Below are 19,048 nucleotides of genomic sequence, written 5' to 3'. Positions count from 1 at the left end.
ATGGGGAACGGTAGCGCGAGCCTGCGCATAAACGAAATAGATAGACCTGATGTTGGCTATCATTTCCGTTTATGCGCTTGCTTGACTTTACCAGCGATGCTGGACGTGCGGCGCGACGAGCCGGTAGTAGATCTCGCGCGTCGCTTCCATGACGTCTTCCGGGATCGCGGGCAGGCCGGCGGCCTTGGCATTGGCCTCGGCCTGCTCGGCATTGCGGGCACCGGGAATGACGACGCTGACGGCATCCGCCATCAGGATCCAGCGCAGCGCGAAGGCCGCCATGGTCTGGCTCGCCGGCACCAGCGCGCGGATTTCCTCGACAGCCTGCAAGCCGGTCTCGAAGGGCACGCCGGCAAAGGTCTCGCCGACATCGAAGGCATCGCCGTTGCGGTTGAAGTTGCGGTGGTCATCGGCGGCAAAGGCCGTTTCGCGGGTGATCTTGCCGGAGAGCAGGCCGCTGGCCAGCGGCACGCGGGCGATGACGGCGACCTGGCGGCGGGCGGCTTCCTTGAAGAACAGTGCCGCCGGGCGCTGGCGGAAGATGTTGTAGATGATCTGCACGCTGACCACGCCGGGATATTCGATCGCCTTCAGCGCTTCCTCGACCTTCTCGACGCTGACGCCGTAATTGGCGATCTTGCCGGCGGCCTTGATCTCGTCCAGCGCGTGGAAAACCTCCGGGCGGTAATAGACGTCGGTCGGCGGGCAATGCAGCTGCACGAGGTCGAGGCGCTCGACGCCGAGGTTTTTCAGGCTGCGGTCGATGAAGCCTTCGAGATTGGCCTTGGTGTAGCCATCGGCGACATGCGGCGAGAGCCGGCGGCCGGCCTTGGTGGCGACCATCGGGCGCTGGCCGCCGCGATCCTTCAGCACGTCCGCGATGATCTTTTCCGAGCGGCCGTCACCATAGACGTCGGCGGTGTCGATGAAGCTCATGCCGGCATCCAGCGCGGCATTGAGGGCAGCGCGGCCGTCCGCCTCGCTGACGTCACCCCAGGCGCCGCCGATCTGCCAGGCGCCGAAACCGATATCCGTGGTGGTAAAACCCGTGCGGCCGAATTTGCGATGTCTCATGAAAATATCTCCCGGCAAAAATTGATGTGCCGGGAGGTAGCACTCCGCATGGGGGCGGACAAGGAAATCGCTTGCGCCGATCGCTCAGGCGGGAGTGATTTCTACCAGATAGAAGGCGCTGCGTTCTCCTGCGGCCAGCACGTCGGCTTTCTCCGAGCCGCCGAGCACCAAGGCATCGAGCGGCCGGAGGCCGATGAGGCCTTCCGTGGTGGATACGCCGAGCGGTTCCAGCGCCAGCAGCAGGCGTTCGCCTGACGATGCCGGAAGCGCCGTTGAGCCCGTGACGACATGATGCGTGAGCGTGTGGCCGAAGACGCCACGCCGCGTCATCACGTTGAGATCGGTGATCGGGCCACCAATCAGGCGCGCCGTGGTGGGTGCGTCGGCCGGGAAGGGCAGTGGGGCGGAGGCCGGCGTCATCAGCCGGTCGCCCAGACCCTTGATGGAGAGATCCATGCCCTCGCCGGAAAGCACCGCCAGCGTGCGGTCGATGCTGGGAAAGACCGAGAACGGCCCGTCGCTCGCCACCGTCGCCATGCTGACGCGCCAGCCGAAATCCGAAAGGCTTGCGCCTTCCGGATGGACGATCACTTCGACCGTCTCGCCGCCGCCGTTCTTCCACGGCATGCGGCGATGGTCGGCGTTGCGAAGGAGCTTCGCCATCAGTTGCCCAGGATACCCGGCAGGCGCAGGCCCTTTTCCTTCGCGCAATCGAGCGCGATGTCATAGCCCGCATCGGCGTGGCGCATGACGCCTGTTGCGGGGTCGTTCCACAGCACGCGGCTGAGGCGCTCGGCGGCCGCATCCGTGCCGTCGGCGCAGATGACGACGCCCGAATGCTGCGAGAAGCCCATGCCGACGCCGCCGCCGTGGTGGAGTGACACCCAGGTCGCGCCCGAGGCGGTGTTGAGCAGCGCGTTGAGCAGCGGCCAGTCCGACACGGCGTCCGAACCGTCCTTCATCGATTCCGTCTCGCGGTTCGGCGAGGCGACGGAGCCCGAATCAAGGTGGTCGCGGCCGATCACGATCGGCGCCTTGAGTTCGCCGTTCCTGACCATCTCGTTGAAGGCGAGGCCGAGGCGATGACGATCACCCAGGCCGACCCAGCAGATGCGCGCCGGCAGGCCCTGGAAGGCGATGCGTTCGGCGGCCATGTCGAGCCAGTTGTGCAGGTGCTTGTTGTCGGGCAGCAGTTCCTTGACCTTGGCGTCGGTCTTGCGGATATCTTCCGGATCGCCCGAAAGCGCAGCCCAGCGGAACGGACCGATGCCGCGGCAGAACAGCGGACGGATGTAGGCCGGCACGAAGCCGGGGAAGGCGAAGGCGTTTTCCAGGCCTTCTTCCTTGGCGACCTGGCGGATGTTGTTGCCGTAGTCGAAGGTCGGGATGCCCATGTCCTGGAAGGCGATCATCGCCTCGACATGCTCGCGCATGGAGGCGCGGGCGGCCTTTTCGACGGCCTTCGGGTCGCTTTCGCGCTTTGCCTTCCACTCGGCCATCGTCCAGCCCTTCGGCAGGTAGCCGTTGATCGGGTCGTGGGCGGAGGTCTGGTCGGTCACCATGTCGGGGCGGATGCCGCGACGGACCATTTCCGGCAAGATTTCGGCGGCGTTGCCGAGCAGGCCGACGGACTTGGCCTCACCGGCCTTCGTCCAGCGGTCGATCATTGCCAGCGCCTCGTCGAGCGTTTCGGCCTTTTCGTCGATGTAGCGGGTGCGCAGGCGGAAATCGATCGAGTCCGGGTTGCATTCGACGGCAAGGCAGGACGCGCCGGCCATGACGGCGGCGAGCGGCTGGGCGCCGCCCATGCCGCCGAGGCCGCCGGTCAGCACCCACTTGCCCTTGAGGTCGCCGTTATAGTGCTGGCGGCCGGCCTCCACGAAGGTCTCGTATGTGCCCTGAACGATGCCTTGGCTGCCGATATAGATCCACGAGCCGGCCGTCATCTGGCCGTACATGGCAAGACCCTTCTTATCCAGCTCGTTGAAATGATCCCAGGTCGCCCAGTGCGGCACGAGGTTGGAGTTGGCGATCAGGACGCGCGGGGCGTCCTTGTGCGTGCGGAAGATGCCGACCGGCTTGCCGGACTGCACGATCAGCGTCTCGTTCTCTTCGAGATCGCGCAGCGACGCGACGATCTTGTCGAAATCCGCCCAGGTGCGGGCGGCGCGGCCGATGCCGCCATAGACGACCAGCTCATGCGGGTTTTCCGCGACGTCTGGGTCGAGGTTGTTCATCAGCATGCGCAGCGGCGCTTCGGTCATCCAGCTCTTGGCGGTCAGTTCGGTGCCGGTGGCGGCGCGCACGTCGCGGATGTTGTGGCGAGGATTGGCGGTCATTGGCTGTTCTCCCGGTTCAGCGTGTCAGGGTGGAGGCAAGCGCCTCGATGCGTTGCAGGATGTCTTTGAGAGGAACGCGGAGCTTTGCGGCCTTCGCCTCGTCGAGGGCGAAGGGCGGAACCTCCGTGGCAAGATGGCTGACTTGCGCCAGTTCCATCTGGATGGCGTGCACGCCGGTTTCCGGCTTGCCGTAGTGGCGTGTCGTCCAGCCGCCCTTGAAGCGGCCGTTGAGGATGCTGATGTAACCTTCGGCCGAAGCGCAGACCTCATAGGTCGCCGTTTCGATTGCCTTGTCGCAGGTGCGGCCCATGCCGGTGCCGACGTTGAAATCCGGCAGCCGGCCTTCGAACAGGAAGGGGATCAGCGAGCGGATAGAGTGGCAATCGTAGAGGATCGCCACGCCGTGGATCGCCTTGACGCGCTCGATTTCGGCGGCGAGGGCCGCGTGGTAGGGCGCGTGGAAATTGGCGAGCCGATAGGCGATATCGGCTTCGGTCGGTGCCTCGCCATCTTTCCAGATCGGCGTGCCGTCGAAATCCGTTTCCGGAACGAGGCCCGTCGTGTTCTGGCCGGGATAGAGGCTGACGCCTTCGGGATCCCGGTTGGCGTCGATGACATAGCGGTGGAACGTGGCGCGCACGGTCGTCGCGTTGGGAAGCAGGCCGTCGTACAGGCGCTCGATATGCCAGTCCGTATCGGCAAGGACGCGGCCATTGTCGTTCAGGCGCGCCCAGATATCGGCCGGGACATCCGTGCCGGTATGCGGGAAGGCGAGAATGACGGGCGAGGTGCCCTGATGGGTTTCGAAGACCGCCACCTTATGCCCCCAGCACCGGCAGGATGCCCTTGGAGACGGAGGCGGCCAGCGCACCCGAGGTGACGAACGTGCCGGCGCTCGCGAGATCCGGCGCCATGTAACGGTCTTCTTCCAGCGTGGCGACGACGGTGCGCAGCGCCGCGATGACCTTCTGCAGTTCCGGGCTGGTGACGAGCGGCGCGCGGAACTCGATGCCCTGGGCGGCGGCCAGCGCCTCGATGCCGACGATGGCGGAGAGATTTTCCGTCATGCGCAGCAGGCGGCGCGCGCCGTGGCAGGCCATCGAGACGTGGTCTTCCTGGTTGGCGGAGGTCGGCGTCGAGTCGACCGAGGCCGGATGCGCCATCTGCTTGTTTTCGCTCATCAGCGCGGCCGAGGTGACTTCCGCGATCATCAGGCCGGAATTGAGGCCCGGCTTCTTGGCGAGGAAGGCCGGCAGGCCGAAGGACAGCGCCGGATCGACGAGCAGCGCGATGCGGCGCTGCGAGATCGCACCGACTTCGCACACCGCGATGGCGATCTGGTCGGCGGCGAAGGCGACGGGTTCGGCGTGGAAATTGCCGCCCGAGACGACGCTGTTGTCTGAGAGGACCAGCGGATTGTCGGTGACGGCATTGGCTTCGATTTCGAGCGTGCGGGCAGCCGAGCGCAGGAGATCGAGGCAGGCGCCGTCGACCTGCGGCTGGCAGCGGATGCAATAGGGATCCTGCACGCGCTCGTCGCCGGTGATGTGGCTATCGCGGATGACGGAGCCGGAAAGCAGCGCGCGCAGCGCGGCGGCGGCGTCGATCTGGCCCTGATGGCCGCGCAGCGTGTGGATATCGGGATGGAACGGTGCGGAGGAGCCCATCGCGGCGTCGGTGGAGAGGGCGCCGGTGACGAGGGCGGCCTGGGCGGCGCGGTGCGCACGGAACAGACCGGCAAGCGCCAGCGCGGTGGAAACCTGCGTACCGTTGATAAGGGCAAGGCCTTCCTTGGCGGCGAGAACGACGGGCTTCAGGCCGGCCTTGGCAAGGGCATCGCCGCCGCGCAGGCGTTCGCCGGCATAGAAAGCTTCACCTTCGCCGAGCATTGCCGCGGCCATATGGGCGAGCGGTGCGAGGTCACCGGAAGCGCCGACGGAGCCCTGCTCGGGAATGACGGGAATGACGCCCTTGGCCTGCATGGCCTCGATAAGGCGCACGATCTCGATGCGCACGCCGGAAGCGCCGCGGCCGAGCGAGATCAGCTTCAGCGCCATGATGAGGCGCACGATGTTTTCCGACAGCGGTTTGCCAACGCCGCAGCAATGCGACAGGATCAGGTTGCGCTGGAGCGTGGCGACATCGGCCGGCGCGATCTTGATGGAGGCGAGTTTGCCGAAGCCGGTGTTGATGCCGTAGACCGGCGCGTCGCCGGCGGCGATTTCCGCGATGCGGGCGGCGGCCTTCTCGATGCCGGCATCGAAGGACGCGTCGAGCCTGGTGGCCTCGCCGGTCCAGTAGATGATTTCAAGGGTTTTCAGGGGCACGGAGCCCGGATGAAGCGTGATGGTCATGGTTCATTCCCCATGCAGCGCGCGGCTGCGTATCGATGTGATCAATGTCCGCTGCGGATCCGGGCAAACATGGGGTTGAAGCCCATGCGATAGACCAGTTCCGCCGGCCGGCCGATGTCCCAGAGGACGAAATCGGCCCACTTTCCAGCCTCCAGCGTCCCCACCTCATCGACCAGGCCGAGCGCGCGCGCGGCTTCGCGCGTCGTGCCGGCGATGCATTCCTCGACGGTCATGCCGAAGAGGGTTGCGGCCATGTTCATGGTGAGGAGGAGGGAGGTCAGCGGCGAGGTGCCGGGATTGCTGTCGGTGGCGACGGCCATTTTCACGCCGTGCTTGCGGAAAAGATCGATCGGCGGCTTCTTGGTTTCGCGGATGAAGTAGAAGGCGCCGGGCAGGATGACGGCGACGGTGCCGGCTTTCGCCATGGCGGCCGCACCCGCGTCGTCGGTATATTCGAGGTGATCGGCCGAAAGCGCGCCATAGTCGGCCGCGAGGGCTGCACCATGCAGGTTGGAAAGCTGGTCGGCATGCAGTTTCACCGGCAGGCCATGCGCCTTGGCGGCATCGAAAACTCGCTTCATCTCGTCGGTCGAGAAGGCGATGCCCTCGCAGAAGCCGTCGACGGCGTCGGCAAGGCCCTCGGCGGCGACGGCCGGCAGCATCTCGTTCACGACCTTGTCGATATAGGCTGTCTTGTCGCCCTTCATTTCGGGCGGCAGCGCATGCGCCCCGAGGAAGGTGGTGCGCACGGTGATGTCGCGCTCGTCGGCCACGCGACGGGCGGCGCGCAGCGACTTCACTTCGTTTTCCGTGTCGAGGCCGTAGCCGGATTTCAGCTCGACCGTCGTCACGCCTTCAGCGATCAGCGCGTCGAGGCGCGGCAGCGTCTGGCGCACCAGGTCCTCTTGGCTCGCTTCCCGCAGGGCCTTGACGGAGGAAACGATGCCGCCGCCGGCCCGCGCGATCTCCTCATAGGAGGCACCGGCAAGGCGAAGCTCGAATTCATGGGCACGGTCGCCGGCATGGACGAGGTGGGTGTGGCAATCGACGAGACCGGGGGTGATCCAGCGGCCTTCGCAATCGACACTTTCGGCAGCCGAAAATTCGGCGGGAAGGTCGGCTTCCGGGCCTGCATACGCGATGCGGCCATCCACCACAGCAATGGCGCCGTTTTCGACAATACCAAGACCCGGCAGGCTTTCCTTGAGCGTCGCGAGCCGTGCATTGCGCCAGACGCGGGCCGTGTCCTTTTCCGTTGCCGTCATGGTGATTGCCTCTTCCCTGTGATGGAGATAATGTATATACATAATCGAAAGGGACGCAAGAGCCATTTTTGAACGGCGGCGTCGACTGTATGCAATCGGGAGAGGGAGACGGGCCATGGCCGTTATTCACGCGAAACAGGCGCTGCTCACGGGCGGCTGGGCGAAGGACGTGCGGATCAGCCTCGACGGCGGCCGCATCGCGGCATTGGAAACGGGCAAGGCCGCAGCAGCTGGCGACGAGCGCCACGATACGATCGTCGCGGGCATGCCGAACCTGCACAGCCACGCCTTCCAGCGCGGCATGGCGGGCCTTGCGGAAATGCGCGGCCCCGGCAGCGATTCGTTCTGGAGCTGGCGCAATGTCATGTACCGTTTCGCGCTGTCCATGACGCCCGACGATGTCGAGGCCGTCGCCGGCCAGCTCTATGTGGAAATGCTCGAAGCCGGTTTCACCCGCGTCGGCGAGTTCCACTATCTGCATCATGACAAGGATGGCGGGCGCTATGGCGATATCGCCGAGATGGCCGCGCGCATCGCATCGGCCGCGTCGGAGACGGGTATCGCGCTGACGCTGCTGCCGGTGTTCTACGCCCATGCCGGCTTCGGCGGCACGGCGCCGGGCGAGGGGCAGCGCCGCTTCATCAACGACCGCCAATCCTACGGCCGCCTGCTGGAGCGTTGCCGGTCCCTGACGAATGCGCTGCCCGACGGCATCACGGGCGTCGCGCCACACAGCCTGCGCGCCGTCACGCCGGATGAACTGACCGACGTCGTCGCCATGGCCGGCGACACGCCTGTTCATATCCACATTTCCGAACAGGTGAAGGAAGTGGAGGACAGCATCGCCTGGTCCGGCCGTCGCCCGGTCGAATGGCTGCTGGACAACCAGGCGGTCGACGGCCGCTGGTGCTTCATCCACGCCACGCATATGACGGAAGCCGAGACGCGCGGCATGGCGCAAGCCGGCGCCATTGCCGGCCTTTGCCCGATCACCGAGGCCAATCTTGGCGACGGCACCTTCCCGGCGCCGGACTTCTTCGCCGCCGGTGGCCGCTATGGTGTCGGCTCGGATTCGAATGTGCTGATCGGCCTGCCGGATGAGTTGCGCCAACTCGAATATTCGCAGCGCCTCTTCCACCGCGCCCGCAACGTGCTGGCCGCACCGGGCGGCTCGACGGGCCGCGCGCTCTTTGATGGCGCGCTTGTCGGCGGTGCCGCCGCCCTCGGCGCCGAGTCGGGCATCGCAGCAGGCAAGGCCGCCGATTTCGTCAGCGTGAAGACCCGTCACGGCATCGATCTCGATGGCGACGCGCTGCTCGACGGCTGGATATTCGCCAATGGCGCCGAGGTCGATTGCGTCTGGGTCCATGGCCGCAAGCAGGTCGAAGGCGGGCGCCACGTGGCGCGCGAGGCAATCGGCCGGCGCTTCACCGCGACCATGCGGGCGCTGGCCGAGGCTTGAGCCTGTCTTGAAAGGCGTTATGACTTTGCCACCGGGCGATTCCGCGCCCGGCAAGCCGGAGGCGACCATTTCCACCGACGAGGACAAAAACGGGGTCGAGGCCAAGGAGCCCTCTCTGCACCGCCGCATCCTGGAGGATGTGGAGGGCAAGATCCTGTCGGGCGAGTGGCCGCCGGGCCACCGCATTCCCTTCGAGCACGAGCTGACTGAGCAATACCAGTGCTCGCGCATGACGGTGAACAAGGCGATCACCGAACTCGTCAAGCGCGGTCTCATCGAGCGACGCCGCAAATCCGGCAGCTATGTCACGCACCCGCACGCCCAGTCCGCCGTGCTGGAAATCCACGACATCCGCCTCGAGGTCGAATCGCTTGGCTTGCCCTATCGTTACGAGCGGCGCGCGCGGCTAAGCCGTGCCGCCAAGGCGGCCGACCGCCGTCTGATGGAGCTCGCCGAACAGGCCCGCCTCGTCGAGATTTCCGCCCTGCACTATGCCGGCGCCCAGCCCTTCTGCCTGGAGGAGCGCCTCATCAACCTCGCCGCGGTGCCGGATGCCGCAAACGAGAGCTTCGAGGGCACGGCGCCGGGGGCCTGGCTGATCAGCCAGGTGCCGTGGAGCGCCGCCGAACACCGTATCCGCGCGGTCGGCGCCGATGTCCGCACCGCCGAGCTTCTGGCAATCGCGCCCGGCACGCCCTGCCTCGTCGTCGAGCGCCGCACCTGGAGCGGTGGCGTCTACATCACGCATGTGCGGCTGACCTATCCCGGCGAGAAACACGAACTCGTCGCCGAATTCGCCCCGAGCCATCCCAAGCAGACCGTCTGAACCTCACGCGCCGCCGGCAAATTGCGCGGCGCGAATCGTCTCGTAATAGGGCGCCAGCACCGGGCTTGCCTCCGCAAGGGCGTCGAAGGCCGTGTCGTCGGCCGTCAGGCGGCCGGCATATTTATCCGCGATGAAGCGCACATGTGTGGCCTTCGCCGCCTCCGGCAGGTTGCGCACGGCGGTGAAAACGGGCGCGGCGGCGGTCCGGCCTTTCACCGTGATGCGGTCGAGTTCGAGCACGGCAAAGTGCTCATCGACGAGCTCAGCCGTGCGTTCGCCGATGAGCAGCGGCACGCCATAGGTTTTCGAAGCGCCCTCAAGACGGGAGGCGAGGTTGACCGCGTCACCGAGCACGGAATAATCGAAGCGCTGCGAGGAACCCATATTGCCGACCACGCAGTCGCCCGTATTTATGCCGATGCCGATGCGCAGCATGTGATAGGGCATTCCGGTGGCGGTCGCTTCCGCGCGCAGCTCGGCATTGAGCGCTGTCATGGCCTCCAGCATGTCGAGCGCCGCCGCAACCGCATGGCGGGCATGTTCGCCATCGTCGAGCGGCGCGTTCCAGAAGGCCATCAGGCAATCGCCGATATATTTGTCGATCGTGCCGCCATGTTTCAGCACGATATCGGAAAGGGGGGTGAGCAGCCGGTTGATCAGCGTCGTCAGCTGCTCCGGATCGTCCTTCAGCGCTTCCGCGATGGTGGTGAAACCGCGCACGTCGCAAAACAGGATCGACAGCGTGCGCCGCTCGCCGCCGAGTTTCAGCTGGGAGGGATCGCGCGCCAGCCGCTCGACCAGGGCAGGGGACAGATATTGCGAGAAGGCGCGCACGATCTCGCGACGCTGCCGGCGTTCCTCCGCATAGTCGAAGGCCGTCTGGCCGATGGCGACAAAAAGCAGCGCAAGCGTGGGGCCGACGGGCGAAATGAAGAGGTTCGCCTCGCGGATGAGCGCAAAGCTCAGAAAGCCAATGAGCAGCGTGGCAAAGAGGCTGAGCGCCGCCGTTTCCCAGCGCGTCGCGCGGCGCACGAAGAGCGCCGACAGCAAAGCGGCAAGGGTGATTGCCGCGATTGCGAAAGGTGTGCCGGCCTGCCGGATGGCCGCGCCTGCCGTCAGGTTGTCGAAGATCGTCGCCTGGATTTCCGCGCCCGGCACGAGCCGGCCGGTATGTACGGTATAGGAGGTGGCGAAGGCGTCCGCACCGCCCGAATTGATGACTGGCGCATTCTGCAGGCTGAGCCCGACGATCACCACCCGGCCCTTGAACGTATCCTTCGGCAGCATGCTCTCCGGATCGAGCGCCTGGTAATATGAGACGGTCGGATAGCTGCGCGACGGGCCGAAGGATTGCAGCAGCCGGCCCTCTGGCGACACGCTCTTGCGGCCGGCGACGCGGGCAAGCGACATGGCAAATCCGTCTTCATAGCGCGGCAGGTCACGGAAAACCCCGTCGCCGCCGAGCGCGATGGATGCGATGCCGGTCACGGCCCCCGCTTCGGTGAAGGCTGGTAGCGGCGTGGTGCGCAGAAGCTGGTCGGCCTGCGGCGTGACGATCGTGCTCTCATCCCCCGCCAGAACGACATCCGGGCCGATGGCCCCGGCCAGCGCTGCGTCGGAGGCCGGGTTGGAGGGCTCGGCGAAGATGATGTCGAGTCCGATGGCAGTTGCGCCTGCCTTGCGCAGGCTTTCGATGAGGCGCGCATGCAGCTCGCGCGGCCAGGGCCACTGCGCATTGATCTCGGCCAGCGACGGTTCGTCGATCGCAACGATGATCGGGCTGTCCTTGGGCGGGCTCGGCGTGTCGATCGTCGAGAGATAGTCGAAAGCACGCAGATCGGCGAGCGACCAGCCGGGCAGCTGCGCCAGCGCGGAAACAAGGGCCACGACCGCAAAGGTGAGCAGCGCCAACCGCTTCGAGCGCCGCGACCAGAGGCCGGGATGACGGAAGGGGATGCTCATCCGGCGCCCCCGGCCGGGCAGCGCAGGAGGGCGGTGGAGTATGAGCTGGAGTGAAACAGGCGATTGTGCATGGCCGCCAGCACTCGTCATCCCCCTGAAAAAGTCAAGCCGGCCGGCATGGCCGGCGTTGCATTCCGGGGGCGCTTCGCTATCACGTTGGAACACGGCGAAGGACCAAGACATGGTAAAACACGATGAACGCGCGGCTATCCTTAAACCGGTGCTCGACGGCACCGAGGGTATCGCGCTCGAACATTTCGATCATATCCGCCGCGTCAACGACGTCTTCTACGACCAGGTGAAGCTGTCCGACCAGAAGGCCGCCTATATCTTCACCTTCATGCTGGCGCTGCTGGTGACGTCAACGGAAAGCCGTGCGGTCTTCACATGGTCGCGCTATGCCGAGGGCGACTGGACCTCGGACATCTTCTCCGGCCTGCTCGCTCTGGCTCTCGTCTTTTCCATCGTATCAGCGATTCTCGTCGTCCTGCCGCGCCGCGTCGACAATTCCACTTCGCTGTTCTGGGGCGCCTGGCCGCACCATCGCGAGGATTTTCGCAAGGCGGCAGTCGCTCGCGACATCGACTACCTCTTCGAACAATATATGCAGAACGCCGACGCCATGGCCTCTATCGCCCGGGACAAATACCGCTTCGTCGGCTTCGCGTTCCGCGGCCTGCTGCTGACGGTGCTGGCCTATGTGGCGCTGCTGGCGACCCGGTGATCAAAGCGGGATAGTGCCGTTTTCTTCGCCATCCCAGTACTGCACGCGCTTGCCGCGCACCTGGATGAGCACGAGGCCAGGCGTGTCCACGCCCTGCGTGAACCAGCGCTCCAGGTCGGGAACCCAATGGTCCGCGAACTCGGCTTTGTCTTTGCTGATGCGCGCCTCGCCCTCGATGGAAATGAAGATACCGGGTTTGCCGAGCAGGCTAGGGGGCTCTGTGAAAGCCAGCGAGACCTGCGGATCGCGGCGGATTTCTGCGACCTTGTTGGTGTCTTCAAAGGAGAAGAACCACGAGTCGCCATCATAATCGACGTCGCCATTGTTGCTCATCGGCCGGTTGGTGATGGCGGCCGATCCGCCATGCGTCGACATCATGCAAAAGTCAATTTTTCCCAGCTTTCGAGCGATTTCGGGAAGCATCATCGAAGACATGGGGCGTGACCTCTTCAAAGGGTTGCAGGGTGAGACGAGCCGGACAGGTGGGGCGCTCGACTGCCGTTTCGTTGCCCGTGATGAGAAACCGGAAAAACCACCATGTTCGCCATCCCCGTCGCGTACGGTTGACACGGTCCGCGCTCGATAGGGGAATGTCGCGGGGTGGCGAAGGTTCCGTGAAGCTCGTCATGCGTGGTTGTTACTCGCTGTTAACCATGAGGCTCGGCAGGCCGGAACATCGGCATTCGCGGGGAATTTGTTGCTTCAGCAGGAGGTGAAGACGATGACCAAGCGGTTCGACGAACTCTACATTCCGCGCGATGAGCACCGCGAAGTCGTGTCCTTTTATAAAAAGGTCGTGGTGCACCTGTACCGGAAACTCCAGGAAATGAGGGAAGAGGCGGGCCAAAACCAGGACGCCGTTACCGGTCCGGCAACGAAAAATGTGAAGTCGCAGCCGGAATTCTGCAATGTCGTCAGGATCAATTTCGGCCCACGCCGCCCGGCATGAAATGCTATAGGCTAACCCTGTCGCAGCCTGAGCGGACCGGTCGTTTCCAATATCGGGTAGAAAAAGCGGGGAAAAATGGTGGGCGATGACGGACTCGAACCGCCGACATCCTCGGTGTAAACGAGGCGCTCTACCAACTGAGCTAATCGCCCGCCGCGTTGGTGGCTGTGATCTATGCGGAACCGGATCGAACCGCAAGAGGGAAATGTCAAATTATTCTACATTTTTTGAACGGCCCGCGAAGATGCGAAAGGGTGTGGAAACATTTCGCACCGCGTCATTCTTTTGTCTTGAAACCTGCTTGACACCCAAACACGAACCCCGTAGTTAGCCGCTCATCGAACGGCGCAGGCCGCTCGGGACGGGTGTTTCACCCGGACGCTTTCGAGGATGCGGGTGTAGCTCAGTCGGTTAGAGTGCCGGCCTGTCACGCCGGAGGTCGCGGGTTCGAGCCCCGTCACTCGCGCCACTCGAAAGGCCGATGAAACAGTCGGGACCTCAGGGTCCATAAGATGCGCGGGTGTAGCTCAGTCGGTTAGAGTGCCGGCCTGTCACGCCGGAGGTCGCGGGTTCGAGCCCCGTCACTCGCGCCATTCTTTCTTCTCCTCCAAGCAGTTGCCGGTTTTTCCTCACGTAACGCCTTGAGCGCGGATTTTCGTCTTTCGCGGTGAATGTTTGCCGCCCTTCCTCCGTCTTCGTATAGCTTGCCCGATCGAAGAGGGGGATTCGCATGCGTTACGTCACCATGGCTCTGTCCGGTTTTGCCGCACTTGTTGCGCTCAGCATTCTCTTTGGCTCGTGGTTCACCATCGACCAAGGCGAGCGCGGCGTGATTCTGCGCTATGGCGCCGTTGCCGGTACGGCGGATCCCGGTCTCGGCTTCAAGTTGCCGCTGATTGATTCGGTCGTGCGGATTTCGGTGCAATCCAAGGCCATCGTCTATGAGAAGATGGAGGCCTATAGCCGCGACCAGCAGCCGGCCGATATCCGCCTTTCCGTCAACTATCGAATTCCCGCCGATCGAGTCGAGACCGTCTATGCCAATTACGGCGGCGAGGACGGGCTGCTTTCCCGCCTGATCGAGCGCAAGGTCTTCGAGGAGACGAAGACGGTTTTCGGCCGATTCAATGCGGTGACGGCCATTCAGGAGCGCGGGCGGCTGAATTCCGAAGTTGCGGCGGCGATCCAGGAGGGAATTGCCGGGCCGGTGCTGATCGAAAGCGTGCAGATCGAGAATATCGATTTTTCGGAAGCCTATGAGGCGAGCATCGAGCAGCGTATGCTGGCCGAGGTGGAGGTGCAGCGGCTGCGCCAGAATGCCGAACGCGAAAAGGTGCAGGCGGAAATCACGGTGACGCAGGCGCGCGCCCAGGCCGATGCCCGCCGCGCGGAGGCGCAGGCGCAGGCCGATGCGGTGCGTCTGGCCGCACAGGCCGAGTCGGAGGCGATCAAGCTTCGGGGCGAGGCGGAAGCCGAAGCGATCAAGGCGCGCGGCGATGCGCTGAAGGACAATCCCGGTCTCGTCTCGCTGACGCAGGCGGAGAAATGGGACGGGCAGCTTCCGCGCACCATGCTGCCGGGCGGCTCCGTCCCGATGCTCAATCTGAATGCGAACTAGCCGGGGAGGCGGCGTGGGCGGCACTTTTTCTTCGCACCTGCGGCGAAACGTCCCGTGCCCTGACGGTCATGAAATCGTAACGATTTAAATGGCCTCGCCGCCGGCCTTTCCAGGCAGCCGGGAAAAGAATGTAATGATTGCGGCGAAAGCCGGACAAAGCCTTGCGCAGACACGCTCGCTGCGCTAACGACATGGCGTTGCAACATACTTTATCGGCTTGCAGGTCTTGGACCAACAGGCGTCTCTCTGGCGCCGACAGCAGGCAGGATGGACGCCAATGACTGAACTTCTCGGTTCCTATATCCCGATCGCCATCTTCATCGGTATCGCACTTGTGATCGGCATTGCCTTGCTGGTCGCGCCGTTTGCCGTCGCGCACAAAGCCCCCGATTCGGAAAAGCTTTCCGCTTACGAGTGCGGCTTCAACGCATTCGACGATGCGCGCATGAAATTCGACATCCGCTTCTATCTGGTGTCGATCCTCTTCATCATCTTCGACCTGGAAGTCGCCTTCCTGTTCCCGTGGGCCGTGTCCTTTGGTGAACTCGGCTGGTTCGGCTTCTGGTCCATGATGGTCTTCCTCGGTGTCCTGACCATCGGCTTTATCTACGAATGGAAGAAGGGAGCACTCGAATGGGAGTAGCTCATACGAGCAACACGCTTGTTGCCCAGCAGCCCAAGGGGATCATCGATCCCTCGACCGGCAAGCCCATCGGCAGCAACGATGCTTATTTCGGCGAGATCAACAACGAACTCGCCGACAAGGGTTTTCTGGTCACGTCGACGGACGAGCTCATCACCTGGGCCCGTACCGGCTCGCTTATGTGGATGACCTTCGGTCTCGCCTGCTGCGCCGTGGAAATGATGCAGCTGTCGATGCCGCGTTACGACGTCGAGCGTTTCGGCTTTGCGCCGCGCGCCAGCCCGCGCCAGTCCGACGTCATGATCGTCGCCGGCACGCTGACCAACAAGATGGCGCCCGCGCTCCGCAAGGTCTATGACCAGATGCCGGAACCGCGCTACGTCATCTCGATGGGCTCCTGCGCCAATGGCGGCGGCTACTATCACTATTCCTATTCGGTGGTGCGCGGCTGTGACCGCGTGGTGCCGGTCGACATCTACGTGCCAGGCTGTCCTCCCACGGCGGAAGCGCTCCTTTACGGTGTGCTCCTGCTGCAGAAGAAGATCCGCCGGACCGGTACGATCGAGCGTTAAGGGCAGGGGACTTTAGACATGAGCGAAGCCCTCCAGGAGCTCTCCTCCTATATCGGCGAAGCGGCCGGCGGTCTCGTCACCGCTTCCGACATCGCCTATGGCGAACTTACCCTGAAGACGGACGCTGCGCGCATCCTCGATCTTCTGACGTTCCTGCGCGACGACGTGCAGTGCGGCTTCGTCAATCTCATCGATGTCTGCGGTGTGGACTGGCCGGCGCGCGCCGAGCGTTTCGACGTGGTCTATCACCTGCTGTCGCCGCGCCAGAACCAGCGCATCCGCGTCAAGGTCGCGACCGGCGAGGACGTTCCCGTTCCCTCGGCTTTCTCGGTCTATCCGGGTGCCGACTGGTTCGAGCGCGAAGCCTACGACATGTACGGCATTCTCTTCACCGGCCATCCGGACCTGCGCCGCATCCTCACCGACTACGGTTTCGAGGGGCATCCGCTGCGCAAGGATTTTCCGACGACCGGCTTCGTGGAAGTGCGTTACGACGACGAGGTCAAGCGCGTCGTGTATGAGCCCGTCGAACTGAAGCAGGAATTCCGCAACTTCGACTTCCTCTCTCCCTGGGAAGGCACGGATTACGTGCTGCCGGGCGACGAGAAGGCGAAGACGAACTGATTTTGGGCCGGGCGACCCGCTAGGGCGCCGGCCTCTGGAGCAAGCGGCATGAACGAGCACAACGTTCGCAATTTCAATATCAACTTCGGCCCGCAGCACCCTGCGGCGCACGGGGTTCTCCGCCTGGTTCTGGAGCTGGACGGCGAAATCGTCGAGCGCGTCGATCCGCATATCGGCCTGCTGCATCGCGGCACCGAGAAGCTGATCGAGACGAAGACCTATCTTCAGGCCGTGCCCTATTTCGACCGCCTCGACTACGTGGCGCCGATGAACCAGGAGCATGCCTTCGCGCTCGCCGTCGAGAAGCTGACCGGCACGGAAGTGCCGATCCGCGGGCAGCTGATCCGCGTGCTCTATTCGGAAATCGGCCGTATCCTTTCGCACCTTCTCAACGTCACGACCCAGGCCATGGACGTCGGCGCGCTGACGCCGCCGCTCTGGGGCTTCGAAGAACGTGAAAAGCTGATGGTGTTTTATGAGCGCGCCTGCGGCGCGCGCATGCACTCGGCCTATATCCGTCCGGGCGGTGTCCACCAGGACCTGCCGCATGAACTGGTGGAAGATATCGGCAAGTGGATCGATCCGTTCCTGAAGACCGTTGACGATATCGACGAGCTCCTGACCGGCAACCGCATCTTCAAGCAGCGCAACGTCGATATCGGCGTTGTGAAGCTGGAAGATTGCTGGGCCTGGGGTTTTTCCGGCGTGATGGTGCGCGGCTCGGGCGCTGCCTGGGACCTGCGCCGTTCGCAGCCCTATGAGTGCTATTCCGACCTCGACTTCGACATCCCGATCGGCAAGAACGGCGACTGCTACGACCGTTACGTCATCCGCATGATCGAGATGCGCGAAGCGGCCAAGATCATGCGCCAGTGCGTCAACCGCCTGCTCGGCGACGCCAAGGTCGGCCCGGTCTCCTCGATCGACGGCAAGATGGTTCCGCCGAAGCGTGGCCAAATGAAGCGTTCGATGGAAGCGCTCATCCACCACTTCAAGCTCTATACGGAAGGCTACCACGTGCCGGCCGGCGAAGTGTATGCCGCCGTGGAAGCGCCGAAGGGCGAGTTCGGCGTCTATGTCGTCGCCGACGGCACCAACAAGCCCTACCGCTGCAAGATCCGCGCGCCGGGTTATGCCCACCTGCAGGCCATGGATTTCATCTGTCGCGGCCACCAGCTCGCCGACGTCTCGGCGATCCTGGGCTCCCTCGACATCGTGTTCGGCGAGGTTGACCGCTGATGCCGAAAGTCGTCTTCGCCGCCATTGCTCTTCTCGCTGCCACCGCTGCCCATGCGCAGGACGCGGATACGGGCAGCGCTTCCAAGACGATGGGCCAGCTGGTGAGCGAAGGCTACGAAATCAAGGCGGCGGCGCCGAATGGCAGCCGCTACGTCATCTTCATGCAGAATGACCAGTCGGCCTATGCCTGCGAATTCGTCAATACGGCGAATACGCAGTGCAGGCCGATCAACTGAGACAAGGCGTTACAGAATGTCCGTTCGTCGACTAGCCGATGACAATGTCCAGCCCGCCAGCTTCGCCTTCACCAAGGAGAATGCAGCCTGGGCAGAGGCAACCATCAACAAGTATCCGAAGGGTCGTCAGCAGTCGGCCGTGATCCCGCTTCTCATGCGGGCGCAGGAGCAGGACGGCTGGGTCACCAAGGCGGCCATCGAATCCGTCGCCGACATGCTGGATATGGCCTATATCCGCGTGCTCGAAGTCGCGACTTTCTACACCCAGTTCCAGCTTCTGCCGATCGGCACGCGCGCCCATATCCAGGTCTGCGGCACCACGCCCTGCATGCTGCGCGGCTCGGAAGACCTGATCAACGTCTGCAAGAAGCGCATCCATCCCGAGCCCTTCCACCGCAACGAGAGCGGCACGCTCTCCTGGGAAGAGGTCGAGTGTCAGGGCGCCTGCGTCAACGCGCCTATGGTCATGATCTTCAAGGACAGTTTTGAAGACCTGACGCCGACGCAGCTCGAGCACATCATCGACCGCTTCGACGCCGGCAAGGGCGCGACCGTCGAGACCGGCCCGCAGGTCGATCGCGTCTTCTCCGCGCCGGCCGGCGGTCTCACCAGCCTCAACGAGCCGGAAACCGCTGCCAAGAAGCCGTCTGCCCGCGCCAAGAAGGCCGATGAGGATAGCGTCAGCTTTCCCCCGTCGAATGCCGCCAAGCCGAAGACGGACGCCGTCGAAACCGATCCCAAGCTGAAGACCCCGGCAAACGCCAAGGCTGAAGCTGCCGCCAACACCAAGGCGAAGGGCGACACGCGCGCGGAAGGTGGCGATGCCGCCGCCAAGCAGCCGGTCGCCGCCACCGTCGGCAAGCCGTCGCTGGACGACAAGAACCGGCCGGCCGGCATTGAACGCCCGGCAACGCCCGACGACCTCAAGCTCATCTCCGGCGTCGGCCAGAAGATCGAGGGCATTCTGCACGAACTCGGCATCTTCACCTTCGCGCAGGTCGCATCGTGGACGCCGGAACAGCGCGAATGGGCTGACGGCTATCTGAATTTCAAGGGCCGCATCGAGCGCGACGACTGGGTCAGGCAGGCCGAGGCGCTCGCCAAGGGCGGTGAAGCGGAATACATCCGCGTTTTCGGCAAGAAGCCGCGGTAAAGAGGTGA

19 protein-coding genes and 3 tRNA genes are annotated in these 19,048 nt (G+C 64.2%); 13 read left to right on the top strand and 9 right to left on the bottom strand.

Annotation, left to right across the window (positions count from 1 at the left end; all coding sequences use genetic code 11):
• Positions 1-87 precede the first annotated feature (87 nt).
• The 6 genes from AC27VQ_RS10735 to hutI form a co-directional block, all read right to left on the bottom strand.
• Positions 88-1,074: an aldo/keto reductase gene (locus tag AC27VQ_RS10735; protein ID WP_488716244.1), complete on the bottom strand. Its 987-nt coding sequence runs from the start codon at positions 1,072-1,074 to the stop codon at positions 88-90.
• Positions 1,075-1,158: 84 nt separating this feature from the next.
• Complete coding sequence (locus AC27VQ_RS10730; RefSeq protein ID WP_488716243.1) at positions 1,159-1,737, bottom strand: HutD/Ves family protein; 579 nt, start codon at positions 1,735-1,737, stop codon at positions 1,159-1,161.
• Entirely contained in the window at positions 1,737-3,413 is a 1,677-nt protein-coding gene (hutU, locus tag AC27VQ_RS10725; protein ID WP_488716242.1) for a urocanate hydratase, read from the bottom strand. Before hutU ends, AC27VQ_RS10730 begins: the two co-directional genes overlap by 1 nt.
• 16 nt (positions 3,414-3,429) lie before the next feature.
• Positions 3,430-4,230 carry an N-formylglutamate deformylase gene (gene hutG / locus AC27VQ_RS10720; RefSeq protein WP_488716241.1) on the bottom strand — a complete coding sequence of 267 codons (801 nt, stop codon included), beginning with the start codon at positions 4,228-4,230 and terminating at the stop codon, positions 3,430-3,432.
• A 1-nt stretch (position 4,231) separates the two neighbouring features.
• A complete protein-coding gene (hutH, locus tag AC27VQ_RS10715) occupies positions 4,232-5,767 on the bottom strand; it encodes a histidine ammonia-lyase (RefSeq protein ID WP_488716240.1) in 1,536 nt (511 codons plus the stop codon).
• A gap of 41 nt (positions 5,768-5,808) precedes the next feature.
• On the bottom strand, positions 5,809-7,032 hold the full coding sequence (gene hutI, locus AC27VQ_RS10710) for an imidazolonepropionase (RefSeq protein ID WP_488716239.1): 1,224 nt from the start codon (positions 7,030-7,032) through the stop codon (positions 5,809-5,811).
• A gap of 115 nt (positions 7,033-7,147) precedes the next feature.
• On the opposite strand from hutI, the gene AC27VQ_RS10705 reads away from it, so the two are divergent.
• Entirely contained in the window at positions 7,148-8,494 is a 1,347-nt protein-coding gene (locus tag AC27VQ_RS10705; protein WP_488716238.1) for a formimidoylglutamate deiminase, read from the top strand.
• Between the two features lie 19 nt (positions 8,495-8,513).
• Positions 8,514-9,320, top strand: a complete 807-nt coding sequence (gene hutC / locus AC27VQ_RS10700; protein ID WP_488716237.1) for a histidine utilization transcriptional repressor HutC — start codon at positions 8,514-8,516, stop codon at positions 9,318-9,320.
• Between the two features lie 3 nt (positions 9,321-9,323).
• On the opposite strand, the gene AC27VQ_RS10695 is transcribed toward hutC, so the two are convergent.
• Positions 9,324-11,282, bottom strand: a complete 1,959-nt coding sequence (locus tag AC27VQ_RS10695; protein ID WP_488716236.1) for a CHASE2 domain-containing protein — start codon at positions 11,280-11,282, stop codon at positions 9,324-9,326.
• A gap of 181 nt (positions 11,283-11,463) precedes the next feature.
• Between AC27VQ_RS10695 and AC27VQ_RS10690 the strand changes: the two genes are divergently transcribed.
• Positions 11,464-12,006 carry a Pycsar system effector family protein gene (locus AC27VQ_RS10690; protein ID WP_488716235.1) on the top strand — a complete coding sequence of 181 codons (543 nt, stop codon included), beginning with the start codon at positions 11,464-11,466 and terminating at the stop codon, positions 12,004-12,006.
• Here the strand turns inward: AC27VQ_RS10690 and AC27VQ_RS10685 are convergent, their stop codons facing one another.
• A complete protein-coding gene (locus AC27VQ_RS10685; RefSeq protein WP_488716417.1) occupies positions 12,007-12,441 on the bottom strand; it encodes a pyridoxamine 5'-phosphate oxidase family protein in 435 nt (144 codons plus the stop codon).
• 286 nt (positions 12,442-12,727) lie between these two features.
• On the opposite strand from AC27VQ_RS10685, the gene AC27VQ_RS10680 reads away from it, so the two are divergent.
• Entirely contained in the window at positions 12,728-12,955 is a 228-nt protein-coding gene (locus AC27VQ_RS10680) for a hypothetical protein (protein ID WP_488716234.1), read from the top strand.
• A 76-nt stretch (positions 12,956-13,031) separates the two neighbouring features.
• On the opposite strand, the gene AC27VQ_RS10675 is transcribed toward AC27VQ_RS10680, so the two are convergent.
• Positions 13,032-13,107: transfer RNA gene (locus AC27VQ_RS10675), tRNA-Val, on the bottom strand.
• Positions 13,108-13,347: 240 nt separating this feature from the next.
• Between AC27VQ_RS10675 and AC27VQ_RS10670 the strand changes: the two genes are divergently transcribed.
• From AC27VQ_RS10670 to AC27VQ_RS10630, 9 genes are all read left to right on the top strand, one after another.
• Positions 13,348-13,424, top strand: a tRNA-Asp gene (locus tag AC27VQ_RS10670).
• Positions 13,425-13,471: 47 nt separating this feature from the next.
• Positions 13,472-13,548 (top strand) — tRNA-Asp (locus AC27VQ_RS10665).
• Positions 13,549-13,685: 137 nt separating this feature from the next.
• The gene (locus AC27VQ_RS10660) at positions 13,686-14,573 is read left to right on the top strand and encodes a prohibitin family protein (protein ID WP_421590912.1); all 888 of its coding nucleotides are present in this window, start codon (positions 13,686-13,688) and stop codon (positions 14,571-14,573) included.
• A gap of 277 nt (positions 14,574-14,850) precedes the next feature.
• On the top strand, positions 14,851-15,216 hold the full coding sequence (locus tag AC27VQ_RS10655) for an NADH-quinone oxidoreductase subunit A (protein ID WP_257947355.1): 366 nt from the start codon (positions 14,851-14,853) through the stop codon (positions 15,214-15,216).
• Positions 15,207-15,788 carry a NuoB/complex I 20 kDa subunit family protein gene (locus tag AC27VQ_RS10650; protein WP_160860354.1) on the top strand — a complete coding sequence of 194 codons (582 nt, stop codon included), beginning with the start codon at positions 15,207-15,209 and terminating at the stop codon, positions 15,786-15,788. The genes AC27VQ_RS10655 and AC27VQ_RS10650 overlap by 10 nt, the downstream gene beginning before the upstream one ends.
• 18 nt (positions 15,789-15,806) lie before the next feature.
• The gene (locus AC27VQ_RS10645) at positions 15,807-16,412 is read left to right on the top strand and encodes an NADH-quinone oxidoreductase subunit C (RefSeq protein ID WP_488716233.1); all 606 of its coding nucleotides are present in this window, start codon (positions 15,807-15,809) and stop codon (positions 16,410-16,412) included.
• Between the two features lie 48 nt (positions 16,413-16,460).
• Positions 16,461-17,651: an NADH-quinone oxidoreductase subunit D gene (locus AC27VQ_RS10640; RefSeq protein ID WP_023513871.1), complete on the top strand. Its 1,191-nt coding sequence runs from the start codon at positions 16,461-16,463 to the stop codon at positions 17,649-17,651.
• Positions 17,651-17,887: a hypothetical protein gene (locus AC27VQ_RS10635; protein ID WP_488716232.1), complete on the top strand. Its 237-nt coding sequence runs from the start codon at positions 17,651-17,653 to the stop codon at positions 17,885-17,887. The genes AC27VQ_RS10640 and AC27VQ_RS10635 overlap by 1 nt, the downstream gene beginning before the upstream one ends.
• 16 nt (positions 17,888-17,903) lie before the next feature.
• Complete coding sequence (locus AC27VQ_RS10630) at positions 17,904-19,040, top strand: NADH-quinone oxidoreductase subunit E (RefSeq protein ID WP_488716231.1); 1,137 nt, start codon at positions 17,904-17,906, stop codon at positions 19,038-19,040.
• The last annotated feature ends 8 nt before the right edge of the window (positions 19,041-19,048 follow it).

Source organism: Shinella sp. 20P9.1.1, from assembly GCF_057798995.1.
Note: the sequence above shows the minus strand (reverse complement) of the source record. Positions and strands in the feature narration are given on the sequence as shown.

Coding starts and splice junctions, on each gene's coding strand:
- AC27VQ_RS10735 (WP_488716244.1), bottom strand. CDS start 1,074: ATGAGACATCGCAAATTCGGCCGCACGGGTTTTACCACCACGGATATC.
- AC27VQ_RS10730 (WP_488716243.1), bottom strand. CDS start 1,737: ATGGCGAAGCTCCTTCGCAACGCCGACCATCGCCGCATGCCGTGGAAG.
- hutU (WP_488716242.1), bottom strand. CDS start 3,413: ATGACCGCCAATCCTCGCCACAACATCCGCGACGTGCGCGCCGCCACC.
- hutH (WP_488716240.1), bottom strand. CDS start 5,767: ATGACCATCACGCTTCATCCGGGCTCCGTGCCCCTGAAAACCCTTGAA.
- hutI (WP_488716239.1), bottom strand. CDS start 7,032: ATGACGGCAACGGAAAAGGACACGGCCCGCGTCTGGCGCAATGCACGG.
- AC27VQ_RS10705 (WP_488716238.1), top strand. CDS start 7,148: ATGGCCGTTATTCACGCGAAACAGGCGCTGCTCACGGGCGGCTGGGCG.
- hutC (WP_488716237.1), top strand. CDS start 8,514: ATGACTTTGCCACCGGGCGATTCCGCGCCCGGCAAGCCGGAGGCGACC.
- AC27VQ_RS10695 (WP_488716236.1), bottom strand. CDS start 11,282: ATGAGCATCCCCTTCCGTCATCCCGGCCTCTGGTCGCGGCGCTCGAAG.
- AC27VQ_RS10690 (WP_488716235.1), top strand. CDS start 11,464: ATGGTAAAACACGATGAACGCGCGGCTATCCTTAAACCGGTGCTCGAC.
- AC27VQ_RS10685 (WP_488716417.1), bottom strand. CDS start 12,441: ATGTCTTCGATGATGCTTCCCGAAATCGCTCGAAAGCTGGGAAAAATT.
- AC27VQ_RS10680 (WP_488716234.1), top strand. CDS start 12,728: ATGACCAAGCGGTTCGACGAACTCTACATTCCGCGCGATGAGCACCGC.
- AC27VQ_RS10660 (WP_421590912.1), top strand. CDS start 13,686: ATGCGTTACGTCACCATGGCTCTGTCCGGTTTTGCCGCACTTGTTGCG.
- AC27VQ_RS10655 (WP_257947355.1), top strand. CDS start 14,851: ATGACTGAACTTCTCGGTTCCTATATCCCGATCGCCATCTTCATCGGT.
- AC27VQ_RS10650 (WP_160860354.1), top strand. CDS start 15,207: ATGGGAGTAGCTCATACGAGCAACACGCTTGTTGCCCAGCAGCCCAAG.
- AC27VQ_RS10645 (WP_488716233.1), top strand. CDS start 15,807: ATGAGCGAAGCCCTCCAGGAGCTCTCCTCCTATATCGGCGAAGCGGCC.
- AC27VQ_RS10640 (WP_023513871.1), top strand. CDS start 16,461: ATGAACGAGCACAACGTTCGCAATTTCAATATCAACTTCGGCCCGCAG.
- AC27VQ_RS10635 (WP_488716232.1), top strand. CDS start 17,651: ATGCCGAAAGTCGTCTTCGCCGCCATTGCTCTTCTCGCTGCCACCGCT.
- AC27VQ_RS10630 (WP_488716231.1), top strand. CDS start 17,904: ATGTCCGTTCGTCGACTAGCCGATGACAATGTCCAGCCCGCCAGCTTC.